The following is a 19,689-nucleotide window of genomic DNA, read 5'->3' on the forward strand; positions in this document are numbered from 1 at the left end:
TAAGAACCGCGCTTTCAACACAGAAGTCGAGTGGGAAATGAGCATACGAACAATTCCATCGGGACAACTGAATGGCCACGCAGTTCGGCCCAAGCTTCAGATTGCAGTCGTCGGGGCAGGCTATTGGGGTCCCAATCTCGCCAGGAACCTTAAAGCCAGCCCTGACTGGGACCTGGTGGCCATTTGCGACCTGGACGTAGAACGCGGGCTCAGGCTTGCCGAAACGGTAGGTGGCGTGGCCGTCGTCGAGTCCTTGGACGAACTGCTGGACACATACAACCTTGATGCCGTTGCGGTGGCGACACCGGCACACACCCATCACGGAGTGGTGATGACGGCGCTGCGCGCCGGGAAGCATGTGCTGGTGGAAAAACCCTTGGCGGACAGCCGGGCAAAAGGCCTGGAGATGGTGGAAGAAGCCAAAGCCAGGGGTTTGGTGCTGATGGCGGACCATACCTACTGCTTCACCCCGGCAGTCTTGAAGATCCAGGAGCTTGTAGCCACCGGGGCGTTGGGCGATATCCTCTACGTCGACTCGGTCCGTATCAACCTGGGCCTGGTCCAACCGGACGTCAACGTTTTCTGGGACCTGGCTCCCCATGACCTTTCCATCCTTGACTTCGTCCTGCCGGGCGGCCTGCACCCCACAGAGATCGCGGCCCATGGGGCAGATCCGCTGGGTACCGGCCGTGACTGCGTAGGACATTTAACGTTTGGCCTTCCCAACGACGCCATGGTGCACATCCACGTGAACTGGCTCAGCCCCACAAAGATCCGGCAGATGATCATCGGGGGATCGAAGAGGACCCTCGTGTGGGATGACCTGAACCCGCAACAACGCCTCAGCGTCTACGATCGTGGGGTCAGCCTTGAACACCAACCCCGGTCAGCGGCGGACAAACGGACCTCCGCCATTTCCTACCGCCTCGGCGACACGTGGTCGCCTGCACTGCAGGAACGCGAGCCCTTGGGCCAGGTGGTGGCCGAACTCGCTGCGTCCATCCGTAACCACACCATGCCCCGTACCAGTGGAGAGTCCGGGCTCCGTGTCCTGTCTGTCCTGGAGGCCGTCACCCAAAGCCTGAGCACCGACGGGCAGTCCACAGTGGTGGCCGGCAACGAGGTCAATCTCCAGGTTGCACGGTGAAAAGGCTCCTCGGCGCCAACGTCCTGGTCACCGGTGGCGCCGGAACCATAGGGTCCACGCTGGTTGACCAACTGCTCGACGCCGGTGCCGCGCACGTGGACGTCCTGGATAACCTGGTGCGGGGACGCCTGGCAAACCTGGACGCCGCATTGGCCAGTGAACGGGTGGACCTGGTGGAAGGTGACCTGCGGGACCGCGACCTGGTGCATGACCTCACCCGGGGCAAGGACCTGGTGTTCCACCAGGCCGCCATCCGCATCACCCAATGCGCCGAGGAACCACGGTTGGCACTCGAAGTGCTGGTGGACGGAACGTTCAACGTGATCGAGGCCACCGCCCAACACGCCGTGGACAAGCTCATCCTGGCCTCCAGCGCTTCTGTGTACGGCATGGCCGAAGAATTCCCCACCACCGAACGCCACCACCATCACAACAACGACACGTTCTACGGCGCAGCCAAGTCCTTCAACGAGGGAATGGCGAGGAGCTTCCGGGCGATGACCGGCCTGAACTACGTGGCCTTAAGGTACTTCAACGTTTATGGTCCGCGGATGGACGTCCACGGGCTGTACACCGAGGTGCTGGTCCGTTGGATGGAGCGGATCGTCGATGGCCGTCCGCCACTGATCTTCGGCAGCGGTCAGCAAACCATGGATTTCCTCCATACCGCCGATGTGGCCCGGGCCAACGTCCTGGCAGCAGTCAGTGACGTCACCGATGGTGTCTACAACGTGGCCAGCGGGACCGAAACCAGCCTCGCCGGGCTGGCCCAAACGCTGCTGGACGTCATGGAGTCACCGCTGCACCTTGAGCACGGACCGGAAAGAGCCGTCAACGGTGTGGCGCGCCGCCTGGCCGATACCTCGGCCGCGCGGGAGGACCTCGGGTTCGAGGCTGCCGTCGGCTTGGAAGATGGACTGCGCTCGCTGGTTGCCTGGTGGCGGCCACTGCGCGAAGAGATTGCCGCAGCACGCACCACCACCCGACCTGACGCTCCGGTAGCTGGTGCGAGATGACCGCCTCCGGTCTCCACCTGGCACGCATCGACGTCATGAAGCCGTGGCTGGGCGAGGACGAGGCCCAGGCAGTGGCCGAGGTGATCGCCTCCGGGTGGGTGGCACAAGGTCCCAAAGTCCGCCAGTTCGAAGAGGCGTTCTGCCTGCTGCAACAGGCAGGCTTCGCCGTCGCGACCTCCAACTGCACTACAGCCCTGCACCTGGCCCTTGTGGTGGCCGGCGTGGGCCCGGGCGATGACGTAGTAGTCCCGTCCTTCTCGTTCATTGCCACAGCCAACGCAGCAACGTACGTGGGGGCTCGTCCGGTGTTCGCCGACGTTGACGTCACAACCGGTTGTGTCACTGCAGAGACACTGCGTGCCGCCCTGACTCCGGCCACCAAGGCAGTCATCGCCGTGGACCAGGGCGGAGTGCCCGTTGATCTGGCTCCCATCCGGGCGATGTGCGATCCGCTGGGCATCACCGTGGTGGAAGATGCTGCCTGCGCCATCGGTTCCCGCTACCACGGCCGGGCTGTGGGGGCTGGAGCGGAAGTCGCCGCCTGGTCCTTCCACCCACGCAAGATCCTCACCACCGGGGAAGGAGGCATGCTGTCCACCTCGCGGCAGGACTTTGCTGATACATCAAGGCGCCTTCGTGAACACGCCATGAGCGTCTCTGCCGCCGACCGGCACGCCAGCATTCTCGCGCCCCCGGAGGAGTACCTCGAAATCGGGTTCAACTACCGCATGACTGATCTTCAGGCCGCCGTCGGAATCGTCCAACTGGGCCGGCTCCGGGAGGTCATCCAGCGGCGGCGGAAACTGGCAGCTACCTACGCGGACGCTTTCGCAGAAATCGAGGGCTTGCGCCTGGTCAGCGACCCGGACTATGGAATCAGCAACTTCCAGTCCTGCTGGCTTGAAGTCGGGCCAGGGTTTCCCCTGGGACGCGACGGGTTGATGTCTGTTTTGGCCGAGGATGGAATTTCTGCGCGGCGGGGCATCATGGCAGCCCACCGCCAACCGGCCTACGCCGGCAAAGACACCGGGAAGGCAGCCCTGGATGTCACTGAATGGCTGACTGACCACACCCTCATCCTGCCCCTGTACCACCAGCTTTCCCTGCACGATCAGGTCCGGGTCATCGATTCCGTGTATCGGGCAGCAGGTCGACTGACATGAGTGAACTTCTCCTCATAGCAGCCAGCGGCCTGGCCAGGGAGGTCCTGGCCATGGTCCGCAGCAACGGGCCCTTTGACGTTATCGGGATCCTCGACGACGACGAAGACAAACTCGGGCGGGTGGTTGACGGCGCCCACGTCCTGGGCCCCATCCGGGATGCCTTGAATTTCCCCCATGCATTGTTGCTGGTGTGCATCGGATCAGGATCGGGGCGGGAAGCCGTCGTCATGCGGCTCAGGACCCTGGGACTGGATGAAGGCCGATATGCCACGGCCATAGACCCCTCCGTGCAGGTCCCCGAAGGCTGCATGATCGGCAGGGGCAGCATCCTCCTAGCCCACGTGAGCATGACAGCGTCCGTGACGATCGGCAACCACGTAGTAGCCATGCCCGGCGTGACCTTCACCCACGACGACGACATCAGTGACTTTGCGACTTTCGCCTCAGGGGTTTCGCTCGGGGGCAACGTTCACATCGGGCGTGCAGCCTATGTCGGGATGAATGCCAGTGTCCGCGAGCGCACGTCCATCGGCGCAAATGCCACGATCGGGATGGGCGCGGCGGTCCTCACGGACGTACCGGCAGAGGAAACCTGGGCCGGGGTCCCGGCACGGGTGATCAAGCGGGGAAATTCCCCTGCGCTGGAGGGCATCCAATGAAACTGATGCGTCCCGTTCCCCTCCGGCACCCGGTGAGTGTTTCGGTGGTAGTGCCGTGCTACAACTACGGACACTTCCTGCCTGAGGCTGTTGCCAGCGCTTTGACGCAGGAGGGCGTGGACGTTGAGGTCATCGTGGTCGATGATGCGTCCACGGATGGCAGCGCCGCCGTGGCCTGGCGGCTGGCCTCCGAGGATCAACGCATCAGCGTTGTCCTCCACGACAGCAACAAGGGGCACATTGCCACCTACAACGACGGACTCTCCAGGGCGCGGGGCCGGTACGTAACGCTTCTGTCCGCAGATGATGTCATAGCCCCCGGCGCGTTGGCCCGGGCTGCCGCGCTGATGGAAGCCAACCCCCGGGTGGGAATGGTGTACGGCCTGCCGCGGGACTTCACTGACAAGCCTCCCACCCCTTCCTCCCATGACCACAGCACATGGACTGTGTGGGAAGGCCGGGCATGGATTTCCCTGGCGTGCGCCCGCGGGAGGAACTTCATCCTCTCACCCGAGGTAGTCATGAGGACCGCGGCAGTGCTCAGCGTGGGTGCTTACAGCACCACGCTGCCGCACTCCGGGGACCTGGAGTACTGGCTTAGGGCCGCAGGCTCCTGGGATGTGGGCAGGATCAACGGGCCGGTGCAGGCGTTCTACCGGGTCCATGGGGCCAACATGCATCAGACGGAGTTCGCAGCGGCCGCTGTGGACCTGAAGCACCGTCTGGAGGCTTTCCGGGTCCTTGAAGACTCCCGGTTTCCGGGCAATCCGAAGAACCGGGCACGGCAGGTGCAGCGGGCCAAGTGCGCCCTCAGCAAGGAAGCCGCGCAGATGGGGTTCAGGGAAATCAACCAGGGCGGATCGGTGGAGGCCGCAGTCGAGCTCCGGAAATTCATCGAGGGCCTGCACGAGGTTCCCGGAAACATCCACCGGGCCAACGCGTTGCAAGCCAGGATCGCCCGGGCAGCCCGCGGCCGGAAACCAAGGGCAGAAAGGCTCGCCGCTGCTTTTGTGCGCAGCCAGCTGGACCGGGTCCGTTGGAGGCTATGGGCCATGACGGGAATCTCATGACCGCCGTCAGCGGCCAAGACCGCACACTGGGCAACCGGGCTGCGAGCGCCACGCTGTGGGGCGGTGTCAACATGGCCTTGGGCAGGATCGTCCAGTTTGCCACCACCATCATCGTGGCCAGGATGATTGCCCCGGAGCACTTCGGCGCGCTCGCCGTAGCCATAGTGGTGCAGACCATCGCCACCAACATGGCCGAGCTCGGTGCGACCGCAGCCTTGGCACGCGGCACCGGGGATCCGGACAAGATCGCCCCTACCGTCTTCTCCATTGCACTGGTCACCAGCGGAGTCATGACGGCGGCAGCAATCGCCCTTGCACCAGCCTTGGCAACAGCGTTTGATGACCCCGCCGCGACGCCCGTGATCCAGGTGCTCTCGCTCACCATCCTCCTCCAGGGAGCCGGCGCCGTCCCTTCCACCATGGTGTGGCGGGAGTTCCTGCAAAAGCCGCGGGTCGTCGTCGACCTCTGCAGCCTGGTCACCGTGCTGGTACTGGTGGTGCCGATGGCATTGGACGGCTGGGGAGCGATGGCGCTCGCCTGGTCCAGGGTGGGTGGACAGTTGGTGGCCCTGGCCGGCTATTGGATCATCACTCCCAAGCGGTACGCCCCGGGCTTTGACCGGACGGTGGCCGCGGAGATCCTGCGCCTGGGAATGCCGTTGGCCATGGCGAACCTGGTGGTGTTCGTGACCTTGAACGTGGACTATCTCCTGATAGGCCGGATGCTTGATCCGACGGCATTGGGCCTGTACCTCCTGGCGTTCAACCTGGCCGGGCTGCCCAGTTCGGTGATCACTGCGGTCATCCGGGCCACTGCGGTGCCGACCTTTGGCAGGCTCTTCTCCGAAGGAACCTTGGGGGTGCTGGCCGCCCGGTTCGTGACCGGGGTTTCCTATGGCGCATTTCCTATCTCCGCCATGGTGATTGCGCTGGCACATCCCTTGATCGTCACCGCCTATGGCGGGGCATGGGCGCCGGCGGGCATGGCACTTGCCACGCTGGGGGTCTTCGGCGCTACACGGATCCTGGTGGAGCTCTTCGCTGACCTGAGCGTGGGTGCAGGCAAGACCGGATGGCTCTTTTGGGTCCAGGTAGCCTGGCTTGCCGCCCTGACGCCGGCCCTTCTGGCCGGCATCACGTGGTGGGGGATTGCCGGGGCAGGGATCGCCCACGCGGCAGTGGCGTGCCTGGTGGTCATTCCCCTCTACGTCACGTCCTTGACATCGGTCCTGCATACCAGCGCCTGGCAACTCCTGCGCGGAAGTGTCCGCCCCCTGGCGGCTGCCGCCGTGGCAGGGGCTTGTGTTTGGATGGCCACCCAGGGGATAGCCAACCCTGCCATGGCCCTGGCCTGCGGCCTGCTGATCGGTTCGGTCCTGTACGGCCTTCTGACCTTCCGCCAGGGCAAAGAACTCGTGGCTGAGATCCGCGGGCTGCTCAGGTCCACGGCGTCCGGGCCGTCCCCTGCCGGTATTCCTGGAAGCCCGGTCCAGCCATGAAGCCCATAACACTGTCCACCGCCCGCCTGGCAGCCCAGCGTGTCCGCCGGGATGGCTGGCGGCCTGTTGCCCGGGTGGTGGCGGCAAAGCTGGTCACCTCCGCTGTGGACGCCTGGCATCTGGCAGAACCGGCCATTCCCCTGCGGGAGGAAGACATCATGGACTCCCGGTCTACCGCCCGTCCTGTCCCCGCCCCCGCCACCGGACGCCTCAGGATCGGCTGGCTCTGCACACCCCCTGCGCCAGGCTCCGGGGGACACACCACCTTCTTCCGGATGGTCGAGGAGATGGAAGAGAGAGGCCATCAGTGCACTTTGTTCCTCTACGACACCAAAGACGACGACACCAGCCGTCACGAAGAGACCATCCACAGCCACTGGCCGGCGCTGCGTGCCGGGGTTCGCAGCGCCACATATGGGATGGAAGGGGTGGATGCACTTATTGCCAGTTCCTGGCCTACGGCACACGTTGCCGCGGGGCGGGCACCTGGCAGCGTCCACCTCTTCTATTTCATCCAGGATTACGAGCCTTACTTCTACCCCCGCGGATTCCTGTACGCACTGGCAGAGGAAAGTTACCGCCTGGGGCTCACCAACGTCGCGCTGGGCGGCATGATCGCCGAGGTCATGCAGGAAGAACTCGGCGAAAAACCCCAAGCCGTGGTTCCCTTCGGATGCGATACCCGTACCTACAGGCTTTCCGCGTCCGCCGGGCATCCTCCGCGGTCCGGCGTGGTCTACTACGCCAAGAAGAAAGTCGACCGACGCGGCTACCTCCTGGCCAAGCTGGCCCTGGAGCGTTTCCATACCCTCCAGCCTGAGCAGGAAATCCATATCTACGGAGACAACGTCACCGGGTGGAACATCCCCGTCACCAACCACGGCAACCTCACCCCCACAGAACTGAACAGCCTGTACAACCAAACGATCGCCGGACTGGCCATTTCCTTCACCAACATTTCCCTGGTCCCCGGCGAACTCCTCGCAGCCGGTAACATTCCTGTACTGAACCACGCGCCCTTCGCTTCGGGACTGCTCAACGATCCCGACGCCGTGTGGGCGCCGGGAACTCCCGCCGGCTTGGCCGCTGCGCTCGCGGACGTTGTCAATGCACCGGACATCGAGGACCGTGCCGCAGCCGTTGCCGGCAGGAAACGGCTGGATTGGGCAGATTCACGCGCGGCGTTCGCCCACTTCGTGGAAGCCTCCTGTGCCCGGCTCCCACAAGAGACCTTCGAAGATTCCCTGCCCGGAGGCCGCGCATGAAGCGGATGAAGAAGATCCTCTCTTTCCCTCCGGCCCGCGAAATCGAGGTGGGCGATCTGGACGGAACGTCGGGCACCGCCGGCCACGTGGGCCTCCTGCTCAAATTCACGGCCTTTGCCGTGTTTTTCTTCCCTTCGAACATGGTGGTCAAACCCATCGGAGCCGTGGGGACCGTTCCCATCATGCTGGCCCTCCTGCTGCTGACCTTTTGGCTCTGCTCGGCATTCTTTGGCCTGCACCATCCACTGCGGACTAGGTATCCGGGACGGCTGGGGCTGGGACTGCTGTGGGTGGGAACGTGTGCGTCCTATGTGGCACTGTTCTCCGGCTTCACGGGCAATACCAACGTTTCGGCCCAAGCTGCGGCCGACCGTTGGCTGATCCTGATTCTGGCCTGCGCCGGGATCGCGTTGGTGGCGAGCGAAGCCGTCCGCACACTGGACAACGCCATGTCATTGGTCCGCGCCATCCTTGCCGGCGCCTTCTTCTGCTGCCTTGTGGCCCTGGTCCAGTTTCTCTTCCGGGTCAACCCGATGCTCTGGATCCAGGAGGCCATGCCGGGATTCACGGACAACGGAGGAAACACGGCCTTCCAAGTGCGCGGCCTCATGACGCGTGTTGCGGGAAGCACGTTCCATTCCATTGAACTTGCCGTGGTCTGCGCCATGCTCCTGCCCTTGTCCATCTGGCGGGCCATCTACGACCGGACGGGCTATAAATGGTTGCACTGGACGGGTACAGCCTTGCTGATCGTCGCCATTGCCTCCACGGTCTCCCGGTCCGGCGTCCTCGGACTGTTCCTGGGAATGCTTGTGTTCATTCCCTTCCTCCCACGCCCAGCCCGACGCTGGGCGGTGGTGGCGGCGCCGGCAGCCATGGCGGCACTGTTCGTAGCCATCCCCGGCCTGGTGGGGACACTGACGTCCTCCTTCACCGCGGGAAACAGCGACCCCTCGCTCACAACCCGCACCAACAACTATCCCCGCGTGGCCGAGATGTTCGGTGAACTGCCCTTCCTTGGGCTTGGACCCGGGAACTACATGCCGGAGAACGCCCTTTACATCCTGGACAACCAATACCTTAACTCGCTGGTTACCCTGGGTCTGGTGGGCTTCATCGGCATGGTGGCATTTCTGGTCCTGCCTGCCGTGTCATGTTTCATCGCCGCGCGTGCATCCCGGATCCCCGCCCTGCGCTGCCTGGCAGGGGCGGCAGCGGCTGCCGGCGCTGTCGCAGCAGGCTGCTCACTGACCTTCGATTCCATGGCTTTCCCCGTGTTTGCCCTGGTGTACCCCTTCATCATCGGCCTCGGAGGAGGCGCTTGGATCATGATCCGCCGTGAAATCGAACTCAGGGAAACCACAGCACCTGACCTGTTAAAGAACGGTCCGCCCCAGGACGGACACCTCCGCAACCCTTCAACCCCGAATGTCGAGGCGATCACATGGACCCGGTAGCAGTCATCAAGACGTTGTGGCATCACAAGTTCGTCGTGTTGCCTGTCCTGCTGGTGACGGTGCTGGCAGCCGTCTACGTGTACTCCTTTGCCCCACGCTCCTACGAAGCCAAGGCAACGTACGCGATTGTCAATCCAAAAATCCCCACCGCCGCCGAGCTGGAGAAGAACCCGGCACTGAACCTGCTCAACTCGGACAACCCCTACCTTCGTTCGGCGGATTCCTCGCTGATCGCCCAGGTAGTGGGCACCAGGCTGAACGACGACACCACCGGAGATGCCCTCCTCAGGGAGGGACTCAGCACGGACTACACGGTCCAACGTCCCCCGGCTTCTTTCCTGATCGAGATTGCCGCGGCTTCCGAGAGCAAGGACAAGGCCGTTGCCACAGTCAAAGCCTTGGGGTCCCGGCTGGAAACGGACCTGCTGGCCATCCAATCGATCAACGGGGCTGATGAGCGCTTCTTGTACACATCCCTGATGGTTGCGTCGCCGGACAACGCCACCGAACAATTCTCCAGCCGCCTCCGCTCACTGATCGTTGTCCTGGTGGCCGGAATCGTGCTGACCTTTGGGGCCGTATCCATAGCCCGCGGCCTTGAAACATCGCGGGTGCGGGCCAGGACGGCATCCCCTGCAGGGGAGCGGAACAAGAAGTCCCGCCGCAAAAACCATCACGACCCTGACCCAAACGGGCCGGCAGCCGGCGGTCCCGGCCTTGACGAGCTCACCATCCAGGAGATTTTGACACCCGCCCAGGCAGGCCGCAGGGCAGAGCGTCCATTTACAGCCAACAGCCCGCTGAGCGAACCCCTGCTGTCGACCAGCAACGGGAAGTCACCCATCAAGGAAACATCTGCCTGAGAGGTAGCCCGTGAAACCAAGGACAGCAGGGGTCCTCAGCGCGACTGTTCTCACCGGTCTTGCCGTTGCCGTTGCTGTTGCGGCAGCCAGCGGAGTAGTGCCCTTCGCCGGGGCGGGCACGCCCAGTCCAGGGCCTGCTACCCCCTCGACAACGATGGCAGAAGACTATGACGGTGTGACGCTGCGCCCCATTGACGGTGGCGCGGACTATTACGCACGATTCAAAGGTGGCCTGCCCGGAGATCCCGGGTTCTTCCCCATCGCAGTCTGGTTCGAAAGCGTCCTGGACAAAGGAAACATTGCCCTCGACACGGAAGCCGGGCTCAACACCTACGTGGAGCTGACCGCCAACTCCGACCTGAGCCTGGTGAAGGCTTCGGGCATGTACGCCATTCCTACCTTCGAGTCCCCGGACGCCGCCGGCTTCGCCCTCAGCGACGAAGTAGACATGTGGGCCGGGCCCGGCAATGCCCCCTGGACAGGAAAGTACCCCGGCGAAGGCCCCCTATGCGTGCCGGAAAACAGCAAATGCGGGTACACAGTCCAAAACGAACGGCGCGCAGCAGCGCCCCCGGGGGCCATGCTGTACTCCAACTACGGCAAAGGCGTCGCCTTTTGGCTCTCCGACGAAGAGTCCGTGGAATTCTTCAAAGGAATCCAGGACGTCGTGTCCGCAGACACCTACTGGTTCACCGACCCCGGCATCTGCTCCAAGGGTGAAGGTGGTGCGCTTGTTGACTACGCCCGGGACCTGACACAGGATGAATGCCGGTTGGCGGCCAACTATGGTTGGACCATCGAGCGGGTCCGGACACTGCAAGCAGGCCGCCCTGCCATACCCATTTGGGCCTTCGTCGAAGCAGGGCACCCCTTCAAGGATTCAGTCAACGCCACCACCATCACAGCGCCCCAGATCCGGGCAGCAGTATGGAGCAGCCTGATCCACGGCGCCAGGGGAGTGATCTACTTCAACCACAACTTCGGCGGCGACTGCATCTCCCAGCACGTCCTCCGCGACTGCGGGGTACAGGTCCGCCCCACAGTTACCGCGCTCAACCACCAAATCACCGCGCTCGCCCCCGTCCTCAACGCCCCGTTCCTCGACGGCGCCACTACCGCCACAGGTCCCGTGGATTTCACCACCAAACTCCACAACGGAACGGTCCATATTTTCGCCGGGGCAAACAAGAACGCCGGCGGGAAGGCAAGCTTCCGCGTCCGCTGCGGCGGCAGCACCGCCGTCGTGATTGACGAAGACCGCACCATCCCGGTGGTGGACGGCACTTTCACCGATACGTTCGCTGACGGAAACGCAGTCCACCTCTACCGCATCGACGGCGGCGGGAGCTGCGGCTTCTGACTATCGGCTGCTGTCGTCCCGCTCCCAGCCGGCTGCCACAGAACGCCCCAACAGCGGAGGACGGCGGCCAGCCACGGCGAAAGCCACGTAAACTACGGCGTCAACCGCCGACAACAGCCCCTTGACGGAGGCCAGTAGCTCCTGCACCGTCCGGGACGTCGTAGCCCCGGCCTCCTGCTGGTTCTGCTCCGCGTTGCCACGGTAGGACCGGCGAAGGACAGCCAGCAGGGCTGAGCGGGTCCGTGGCGTCCGCACCACCACAGGCATGGTGGGCAGCACCGCCTTCTCCACCCCACTGAACAGGCGATCCACGTAATAGTCATCACCCGTCAGGACCGGAAACCCACCCAGACGATCATGACCAGCCCTGCCCAGGGCGTACGCACCCGCACCCCACAGCCCCTGGGCGTTGGACGGTATCCTGGCCCGCGCCCGGTAGTAGGACCGCACCAGCGCCGAAGCGCCCTCCGTGTCATAACGGAAAGCCGGACGGGCCGCCAAGAGAGGACCGTCCCCCAGTGAGGTCAGGACAGCGTGGACGGCCTCCGTACTGACCTCGATATCCGCGTCGAGGTAAAGCCGGGGCCAACGCTCCGCCGCCTGATCAGCGGCGTTCAACGCAGCGGCCTTGGACGCCGCCTCCACTTGGATGACCCGTACCCCGTGGAACGCGGACGCAACGGTCTCCGTCCCATCGGTGCACCCGTTGCACGCGACAATGACCTCCACGGTGCCCCAAGCAATCACGCCCTCCAGCGATTGCAGGGTCCTCGCGATGACGGAGGCTTCGTTATGGGCAGGGATGATCACAGCACCGGATGGTGGCGCCACGCCGTGCGCGGGGGACGTTTGCTCGGGGGACATTTGCGCGGGGGACCGTTCACCAAAGGAAGCATGAGGCAACGCCTTCCACCGTCTGCGGTCCACCACAGCCAAAGCAGCCTCGCGATGCCCGGGCTTATGGAGCCGGACAAGCTCCGAAACCAGCACCACCGCCCTGAACGCCGCCACCCAGTGCGGGTCGCAATACTTCGCCGCGTACCGGACACGATTCACGGACATCAACGCATTCAGCTGCGGTGAAGTACCCGAACCCCCACGCTCATGCCACATCCGGGCCAACGGCTCACACCAGATCGAACGGCCCGAATCACGCACCCTCCGGCAATAATCCGTTTCCTCCGAATACAGGAAGAACTGCTCATCCCACCCGCCCACGTCCCTGGCGGTATCAGCACTGATCAACAGCGCAGCACCGGTTGCCCAATCAACACGGTGCGCATGGAGGTAACTCTCCGGATCAAAGTCCATCTCAGACAACCACCCCGGCCTCCCCTTCACCCGGGAGCCCAAAGCCGCATCACCCAGCGCTCGCAGAATGCCCGGCTCCCGCCGCAGCGATGGGTACACACTGCCGTCGTCATCCAAAAGGACAGGAACCACCATCCCTGCGCCGGACAGTGCCATCCTTCGACGCAAAGCAGCTACCGCGCCAGGCTCCACCCGCAGGTCCGGATTCAGGATGAGATACGCGTCCGCGTCTCCGGCCACACGCATTGCGGCATTGATACCCCCGGCGTACCCGAGGTTCCCGCCCGTGCGCACGGCAGTGATGTCGGGGTGCTTCAGCACCTCGGCCATGGTGCGGTCATCGGGGGAGTTGTCCGCCACCACAACTTTGATGGACTGCGCCGCGGTTTCCTCCCGCAGGCTTGCAACCAACGCCGCGACGTCCTCGGCGTTGTTGTACGTCACCACCAGCACTGCGACGTCGGCCCTTGCCCTTGCCGGGACGAACTGCCCCGGAGCACGGCTGGGCCCGTCCTCCGGGGTGCTGGAAACGGCAGGGGACAGGCCGCCCGCTGCCGGGGCCACCGGTTCAGGCTGGGCTGCACTGCTACTGGACATCCGCAGCGTCAGGTATGCCCCCGGGCCGTCCACCAGGTACCGCCGGGCCAACCGTCGCGGTTCCAGCATCAGCCGCCACGCCCATTCCAGTCCATGGGTGCTCACCCACACCGGAGCGCGCCTGATCCTGCCGGCGAGGAAATCAACAACCGCACCAAAGGCCAGCAGCACCTTGGCTCCCGCCAACTGCCCATATTCGGCGATCCAGAGCTCCTGCCTGGGCTTTCCCAAACCCACCACCAGGACGTCCACGGCAGCGCCGGCGATTTCCGCCGCCAAGAGCCTGGAGGCGTTCACATCGACAAGCACGGGACGCTCAGGGGCCCACCAGCCCGCCACCGTCAAACCGGGACGTTCCCGGGCAAACCTCTTCCGGATGAGTTCCTGCGCCTGCGGGCTTCCACCCAGAAAACCCACGCGAAGACCCAGACGCTCGGCCTCGTCCAGCAGGGGTTCCACCACATCACTGCCGGCCAGCCGTGGCCAGGCCCGGCCCGTGACCCTGGCCGCTTCGGCCACCAACGGCGCACCGTCCAGCAAAGTCAGCCATTCCACTGGTGAAGGTTGGTCCAACGTGCCGTGCCACCGGCTCCCCGAACCGAAATGACGGAGGTGGTCCAGATTGGCCGAACAGACTCCCAAAGGCTTCGCACCGCCGGACTGTGCACGGTCCATGATGAGCTCCACAGCCCGCTCGAAGTCCATCAGGTTCACCAGGGCGCCGCCCAGGTTCACCCGCTGCCCTGCGCTGGGCTGGTCTGTCGCGGGGCGACCCGGGCCGGCGTGGACGGTCGTGGCGGCGCCCCGGCTGGAGGCCGCCCTGGACCGGCGTCCGTGGGGAGTCAGCAGCAGTGCGCTGCCGTTCACCTCCGGGCCTGATGGAGGGTGGGGGAGTGCGCCTTGTCGGGGTGCGATCTTCGGCAGCAGCATGCTCGGCTCTCCAGGCTTCCGGGTCCAGCTCAGGACACAACAATTGAGCCGGCGATCCATGCTGCTGCACTGCCTGGATCGCCGCGGACAGCCAAGGCTGCCCTTCCAACGTGTTCACTTGAGTTGTCTCCCGGCCTGCCTCAGGCGGGCTGCCGTACGGCCACTGTAGGCCCTTTTTCCGGACGCCGCTAGGGTTCCAGGCCGTCCAAATACTCCGCCAGGCGCACGGGCGCTGGAGCCGGGTCAAATCCGGCAGCCCGGATCTTCGACAGGTCCAGGACGCTGCTGCGGGGGCGCGGCGCGGTACCGGGCTTGGCATAGTCCGCAGTGCTGACGGGGTTCACCCGGACGGGATCGGCCCCGCAGTGCCGGAACACATCCCGGGCAACGCCGGCCCAGGATGCCCGCTCGCCGCTGTTGCTGACGTTGTACGTGCCGTACGGGGCCCGATGGTCCACCAGGTGACGGATGGCAGCAGCGACGTCGACGGCGAAGCTCAGCCTGCCCCATTGGTCATCAACCACGGACGGCGAAACTCCTTGGGCGGCCAAGGCAGCCATGGTTCGAACAAAGTTTCGACCTTCACCTACTACCCAACTGGTCCGCACGATGTAGTGCCGCGGGACCGTCGCCACGGCTGTCTCTCCAGCTGCTTTGCTCTGGCCGTAGACCCCCAGGGGCGTCGGGTTCTCGTCCTCCCGGTGAACGTCGGCAGTTCCGTCGAAGACGTAGTCGCTGGAAACATGAACCAGCGTCAGTGAATGCTCGACGGCGGTCCTCGCCAAGCGGGCTACTGCGGTTGCGTTGATGGCCCAGGCAGCCGCACGGCCCTCTGCGGTTTCGGCGGCGTCAACACCCGTAAAAGCCGCCGCATTGATGATGGTGGAGTACTTCCGCCAGTCCCGTGCCGCATACGATTCCCACGATGTGAGATCGAAGTCTGCCCGGCCGGCGAAGTCCACGCTGGCATCCCCGGCATACTCCCCCCGCAGGGCCTTGCCCAGTTGCCCGTCCGCTCCGAGGACCAGCGTTCGCCGTGGCTGCATGGGCTTTACGTCCGGCAAGCGTGGATGGCTCTTGTCCTGGGTCGACAGAACAGCACGGTCCAACGGAATGGGCCAGGGAACGGCTACGTGGTCGTCGGCTGCATTGAGGAAGGTGTAGTCTTTCTGCGCCTCAGCACTCCAGTGGTCATTAACCAAGTACGTGTAGGCCGTGTCGTCTGCCAGGGTCTGGAAGGCGTTTCCAACACCACGGGGAACGTACACCGCGTCCTTGGCCGTCATTTCCGCGCAGAACATGGTGCCGAAGCCGGGCCCTTCGCGCAGGTCCACCCATGCGCCGAAGATCCTCCCTGCGGCAACCGAAATGAACTTGTCCCACGGTTCGGCATGGATTCCCCGGGTGGTTCCGCGCGCAGCGTTGAAGGAGATGTTGTTTTGCACCGGCCCGAAGTCCGGGAGCCCCAGGTCCAGCATCTTCTTGCGATGCCAGTTTTCCTTGAACCATCCACGGTCATCCCCGTGAACCGGCAACTCGAAAAGCACCAGCCCTGGGATCGGCGTGGTGCGTGAACGCAACTGCTGTACCGGCTCCACGGCTTAGTGGCCCTGGCCGGCGTATTTGGATTCCGTTGAGGCTTTCTGGGGCCGCCACCAGGCTTCGTTGTCCCGGTACCACTGAACGGTGGCAGCCAGGCCGCCGTCGAAATCCGAAAACCGGGGCGACCACCCAAGTTCCCGGCGGAGCTTGCTTGAATCGATGGCGTAGCGCAGGTCATGGCCTGGACGGTCGGTCACCAGATCGTAGGCGTCACTGGGCTGGTTGGCGAGGGACAGCAGCTTTTCCACCACCTCCTTGTTGGACCGTTCTCCGTCGGCTCCAATCAGGTAGGTTTCGCCCACTCGGCCACCCTCAAGAATGGCCACCACTGCCGAGGAATGGTCTTCGACGTGAATCCAATCGCGCACGTTGCGGCCATTGCCGTAGAGGCGCGGCCGCGTGCCTTCCAGGATGTTGGTGATCTGCCGGGGGATGAACTTCTCAACGTGCTGGTAGGGACCGTAGTTGTTGGAGCAATTGCTGATGGTCGCCTTGAGGCCGAAGGACCTGACCCATGCCCGCACCAGCAGGTCCGAGCCGGCTTTCGTGGCGGAGTAGGGGCTGGTGGGCCGATAAACGGATTCTTCGGTGAACCGGCCCGGTTCATCCAGGGCAAGGTCGCCGTACACCTCGTCCGTGGAGATGTGATGGAACCGGGTGCCATGCTTTCGCGCGGCTTCGATCAGGGTGAATGTTCCCAGCAGGTTGGTGTCGAGGAAAGGCCGGGGCTCTTCCAGGGAGTTGTCATTGTGGGACTCGGCGGCGAAGTGCACCACGGCATCCGCGGCGGCAGTCAGCGCATCCACCACTGCGGCATCACAAATGTCACCCTGGACAAATTCGAAGCGTTCCGGCGGCAACCCGGCAAGCGATTTGATATTGCCTGCATAGGTCAATTTATCCAGGACCGTGACATGGAAGCCGGTGTGCCCCATGATGTAGTGGACAAAGTTGCATCCGATGAATCCGGCCCCGCCGGTGACAAGGATTCTCTGCATGGCCCTAGAGTAGCCGTCCGCGGCGGGACAGGGCACAGGTGAGGACGGCAGGTTTGCGAGGAATTATTCTTGCAGGTGGAACGGGTTCCAGGCTCCATCCCATCACGCTCGGAATCAGTAAACAGCTGGTCCCCGTGTTCGACAAGCCCATGATCTATTACCCGTTGTGCACACTGATGCTCGCCGGTATCCGCGATGTCCTCATCATCACCACCCCCGGCGACGCCACCCAGTTCCAGCGGCTCCTGGGCGATGGTTCACAGTTCGGCATCAACCTGACGTACGCAGAACAGCCGACGCCGGACGGGTTGGCCCAGGCGTTCATCCTGGGGGAGCGGCACATCGGGACCGGCAAAGTGGCCCTCATCCTCGGGGACAACATTTTTAATGGACCCGGCATGGGCAACCAGTTACGCCACTACGTGGATGTCGACGGCGGTGCCATCTTCGGATATTGGGTCAAGGACCCGTCCGCCTACGGGGTGGTGGAGTTCGACGACGAAGGCCTGGCGGTATCCATTGAAGAGAAGCCGTCCATGCCCAAAAGCAATTACGCCGTCCCCGGCTTGTACTTTTACGACAATTCCGTAGTTGCCATGGCCAAGGACCTCAAACCCTCCCCGCGCGGGGAACTGGAGATCACGGACATCAACAGGATGTACATGGACCTCGGCCGGCTGCACGTACAGAAGTTCCCCCGCGGCACCGCATGGTTGGATACGGGAACCTTCAGCGACCTGAACGATGCTTCGAATTACGTTCGCACCACTGAGAACCGACAGGGCTTAAAGATCGGCGCCCCTGAAGAAGTTGCCTGGCGGATGGGCTACCTGGACGACGACGGACTCCGACAGCAGGCGGCAAAGCTGGCCAAGAGCGGGTACGGCAGCTATTTGCTGGACATCCTGGACCGGCAATAGACCGGCTTACTGGGCAGAAACGTCCTCCAGGGCACGTCCTATCTCCGCAGGCAAAACCGTCAATTGCGCGTCCAGCAGTTCCTTGAGCTGGACGGCGTTCCTCGGCCCGACGATTGCCGTTGCCACGCCGGGACGGGAGAGCAGCCAACTCAGGGAGACATCCATAGGGGTGCGACCCAGCCCGCGGGCAGCCATGGCCACCGCTTCCACCACACGGGAAGCCCTCGGTTCCAGGTACGGCTCAATATAGGCAGCCAGCCGGTTCTGCGCAGCACGGGAATCCGCTGGAATCTGGCCACGGTATTTGCCGCTGAGGACACCCCTGCCCAAGGGCGCCCACGCCATCAGGCCCAATCCGGCGTCCTCCACGGCAGGGATCAGTTCCTCTTCGGCCTTGCGCTGGACCAGGGAATACTCCGACTGGTTGGCCACCAGGGTGAATCCTGCCACAGCAGCGGCTTTGGCGGTCTGCCAGCCGTTGTAGTTGGAAATTCCCACATACCGGGCACGTCCGGTCCTCTGGGCAAGTTCCAGCGCTGAAAGGGTCTCATCGAGGGGCACGTTCGGGTCCCATTCGTGGGCGAACCAGATGTCGATATAGTCGGTTCCCAACCGTGCGAGGCTGGCATCGAGCGCGGACAGCATGGCGCCGCGTGAAGCATTAATGCTGCGCCGTGAGTCCGACGACGACACGCCGGCTTTGGTGGAGATGACCAGTTCGGAGCGGGCCACGACGTCGCCCAACATGGAACCCAGCATGGCCTCGGCCTGCCCATGGGCGTAGGAGGCCGCCGTATCAACCACGGTGCCGCCGGCAGCGACAAATGCGTGGAGGACTTCGGCAGCGTCCTGCTCATCGGTCTCCTGTGCCCAGGACATGGTTCCAAGTGACAAGGAGGACACGCGGAACCCACTGTTCCCGACATAACGCTGCTGCATAGCTGCTAGCTTACGGGGAGTTCCCAGTCTTCATGACGTAGGGTCTATTCACGTGAACTGGATAGAAGCAGCCTTGCTGGGCCTGGTGCAGGGCCTCACCGAATTCCTCCCGATCTCCTCGAGCGCACACCTGCGGATCGTCGGCTCATTCCTCCCGAATGCTTCCGATCCCGGCGCCGCGTTTACTGCCATCACGCAGTTGGGAACCGAAACCGCCGTCATCGTCTACTTCTGGCGCGACATCGTGAGGATCGTCCGTGCCTGGTTCGGGTCCCTCATCGGCAAAGTGGAACGCAGCAATCCCGATGCCCGTATGGGCTGGCTGGTCATTCTGGGCAGCCTCCCGATCATCGTCCTGGGCCTGCTGTTCCAGGACCAGATCGAGTCGGTGTTGCGCAGCATGTGGATCGTCGCCACCATGCTGATCGTTTTCGGCATGATCCTGGCTGTTGCGGACGCGATCGGGCGGCAGGAGAGGGATCTCACACAACTGACGTACAAGCACGGCATCCTGTACGGGTTCGCCCAGGCCATGGCCTTGATTCCGGGTGTCTCCCGCTCCGGTGGAACCATCACCGCCGGACTGCTCATGGGCTACACCCGTGAAGCCGCTGCCAGGTATTCGTTCCTGCTGGCCATCCCCGCCGTATTCGGCAGTGGCCTGTACCAGTTGTACAAGACGGTTTCGAACGATGGTCTGGCCGGTCCATACGGTCTGGCGGAGACTGCGATGGCTACGGTCATTGCTTTCGTGGTGGGCTACATCATTATTGGCTGGTTCCTGAAGTTCGTCTCCACCCGCAGTTACCGGTTGTTCGTCTGGTATCGGATCCTCTTGGGCCTGGCCTTGTATGTCTTGCTGTATTTCAATGTCATCAGCGCCTAGCACTAAG

Annotated in this window: 16 protein-coding genes; 12 read left to right on the forward strand and 4 right to left on the reverse strand. The window is 63.7% G+C overall.

What is annotated here, in order from left to right; translation table 11 throughout:
• Nucleotides 1-37 precede the first annotated feature (37 nt).
• Genes ABQM86_RS11000 through ABQM86_RS11045 form a run of 10 tightly spaced genes read left to right on the forward strand, consistent with a single transcriptional unit; the run spans nt 38 to nt 11,499 of the window.
• The gene (locus ABQM86_RS11000; protein WP_280622851.1) at nt 38-1,147 is read left to right on the forward strand and encodes a Gfo/Idh/MocA family oxidoreductase; all 1,110 of its coding nucleotides are present in this window, start codon (nt 38-40) and stop codon (nt 1,145-1,147) included.
• Complete coding sequence (locus ABQM86_RS11005) at nt 1,144-2,163, forward strand: NAD-dependent epimerase/dehydratase family protein (protein WP_369744408.1); 1,020 nt, start codon at nt 1,144-1,146, stop codon at nt 2,161-2,163. The genes ABQM86_RS11000 and ABQM86_RS11005 overlap by 4 nt, the downstream gene beginning before the upstream one ends.
• Nucleotides 2,160-3,326 carry a DegT/DnrJ/EryC1/StrS family aminotransferase gene (locus tag ABQM86_RS11010; protein WP_369744409.1) on the forward strand — a complete coding sequence of 389 codons (1,167 nt, stop codon included), beginning with the start codon at nt 2,160-2,162 and terminating at the stop codon, nt 3,324-3,326. The genes ABQM86_RS11005 and ABQM86_RS11010 overlap by 4 nt, the downstream gene beginning before the upstream one ends.
• Nucleotides 3,323-3,985 (forward strand): acetyltransferase, encoded by a 663-nt coding sequence (locus ABQM86_RS11015; protein ID WP_207593564.1) that lies wholly within the window; start codon nt 3,323-3,325, stop codon nt 3,983-3,985. Before ABQM86_RS11010 ends, ABQM86_RS11015 begins: the two co-directional genes overlap by 4 nt.
• Entirely contained in the window at nt 3,982-5,055 is a 1,074-nt protein-coding gene (locus tag ABQM86_RS11020) for a glycosyltransferase family 2 protein (RefSeq protein WP_369744410.1), read from the forward strand. Before ABQM86_RS11015 ends, ABQM86_RS11020 begins: the two co-directional genes overlap by 4 nt.
• Nucleotides 5,052-6,554, forward strand: a complete 1,503-nt coding sequence (locus ABQM86_RS11025) for an oligosaccharide flippase family protein (protein ID WP_369744411.1) — start codon at nt 5,052-5,054, stop codon at nt 6,552-6,554. The genes ABQM86_RS11020 and ABQM86_RS11025 overlap by 4 nt, the downstream gene beginning before the upstream one ends.
• A complete protein-coding gene (locus ABQM86_RS11030; protein ID WP_369744412.1) occupies nt 6,551-7,819 on the forward strand; it encodes a glycosyltransferase family 1 protein in 1,269 nt (422 codons plus the stop codon). The genes ABQM86_RS11025 and ABQM86_RS11030 overlap by 4 nt, the downstream gene beginning before the upstream one ends.
• Nucleotides 7,816-9,276 (forward strand): O-antigen ligase family protein, encoded by a 1,461-nt coding sequence (locus ABQM86_RS11035; RefSeq protein ID WP_369744413.1) that lies wholly within the window; start codon nt 7,816-7,818, stop codon nt 9,274-9,276. The genes ABQM86_RS11030 and ABQM86_RS11035 overlap by 4 nt, the downstream gene beginning before the upstream one ends.
• Nucleotides 9,264-10,139 (forward strand): chain-length determining protein, encoded by an 876-nt coding sequence (locus ABQM86_RS11040; protein ID WP_280622858.1) that lies wholly within the window; start codon nt 9,264-9,266, stop codon nt 10,137-10,139. Before ABQM86_RS11035 ends, ABQM86_RS11040 begins: the two co-directional genes overlap by 13 nt.
• Before the next feature lie 10 nt (nt 10,140-10,149).
• Complete coding sequence (locus tag ABQM86_RS11045; RefSeq protein ID WP_280622859.1) at nt 10,150-11,499, forward strand: hypothetical protein; 1,350 nt, start codon at nt 10,150-10,152, stop codon at nt 11,497-11,499.
• Here the strand turns inward: ABQM86_RS11045 and ABQM86_RS11050 are convergent, their stop codons facing one another.
• The 3 genes from ABQM86_RS11050 to rfbB all read right to left on the reverse strand — a co-directional run bounded on the left by ABQM86_RS11050 (nt 11,500) and on the right by rfbB (nt 16,937).
• Entirely contained in the window at nt 11,500-14,337 is a 2,838-nt protein-coding gene (locus ABQM86_RS11050) for a WecB/TagA/CpsF family glycosyltransferase (protein ID WP_369744414.1), read from the reverse strand. It abuts the gene before it with no gap.
• A 188-nt stretch (nt 14,338-14,525) separates the two neighbouring features.
• A complete protein-coding gene (locus ABQM86_RS11055) occupies nt 14,526-15,935 on the reverse strand; it encodes a sugar nucleotide-binding protein (protein WP_369744415.1) in 1,410 nt (469 codons plus the stop codon).
• A 3-nt stretch (nt 15,936-15,938) separates the two neighbouring features.
• Complete coding sequence (gene rfbB / locus ABQM86_RS11060; RefSeq protein ID WP_369744416.1) at nt 15,939-16,937, reverse strand: dTDP-glucose 4,6-dehydratase; 999 nt, start codon at nt 16,935-16,937, stop codon at nt 15,939-15,941.
• Between the two features lie 53 nt (nt 16,938-16,990).
• Here rfbB and rfbA point away from each other — a divergent pair, with 53 nt between their 5' ends.
• Complete coding sequence (gene rfbA, locus ABQM86_RS11065; protein WP_369744417.1) at nt 16,991-17,857, forward strand: glucose-1-phosphate thymidylyltransferase RfbA; 867 nt, start codon at nt 16,991-16,993, stop codon at nt 17,855-17,857.
• A 6-nt stretch (nt 17,858-17,863) separates the two neighbouring features.
• On the opposite strand, the gene ABQM86_RS11070 is transcribed toward rfbA, so the two are convergent.
• Entirely contained in the window at nt 17,864-18,796 is a 933-nt protein-coding gene (locus ABQM86_RS11070; RefSeq protein WP_337340306.1) for an aldo/keto reductase, read from the reverse strand.
• Nucleotides 18,797-18,848: 52 nt separating this feature from the next.
• Here ABQM86_RS11070 and ABQM86_RS11075 point away from each other — a divergent pair, with 52 nt between their 5' ends.
• The gene (locus ABQM86_RS11075; protein ID WP_207593575.1) at nt 18,849-19,682 is read left to right on the forward strand and encodes an undecaprenyl-diphosphate phosphatase; all 834 of its coding nucleotides are present in this window, start codon (nt 18,849-18,851) and stop codon (nt 19,680-19,682) included.
• Nucleotides 19,683-19,689: the final 7 nt, after the last annotated feature.

The organism is Paenarthrobacter sp. AMU7, assembly GCF_041200195.1.
GTDB lineage: Bacteria > Actinomycetota > Actinomycetes > Actinomycetales > Micrococcaceae > Arthrobacter.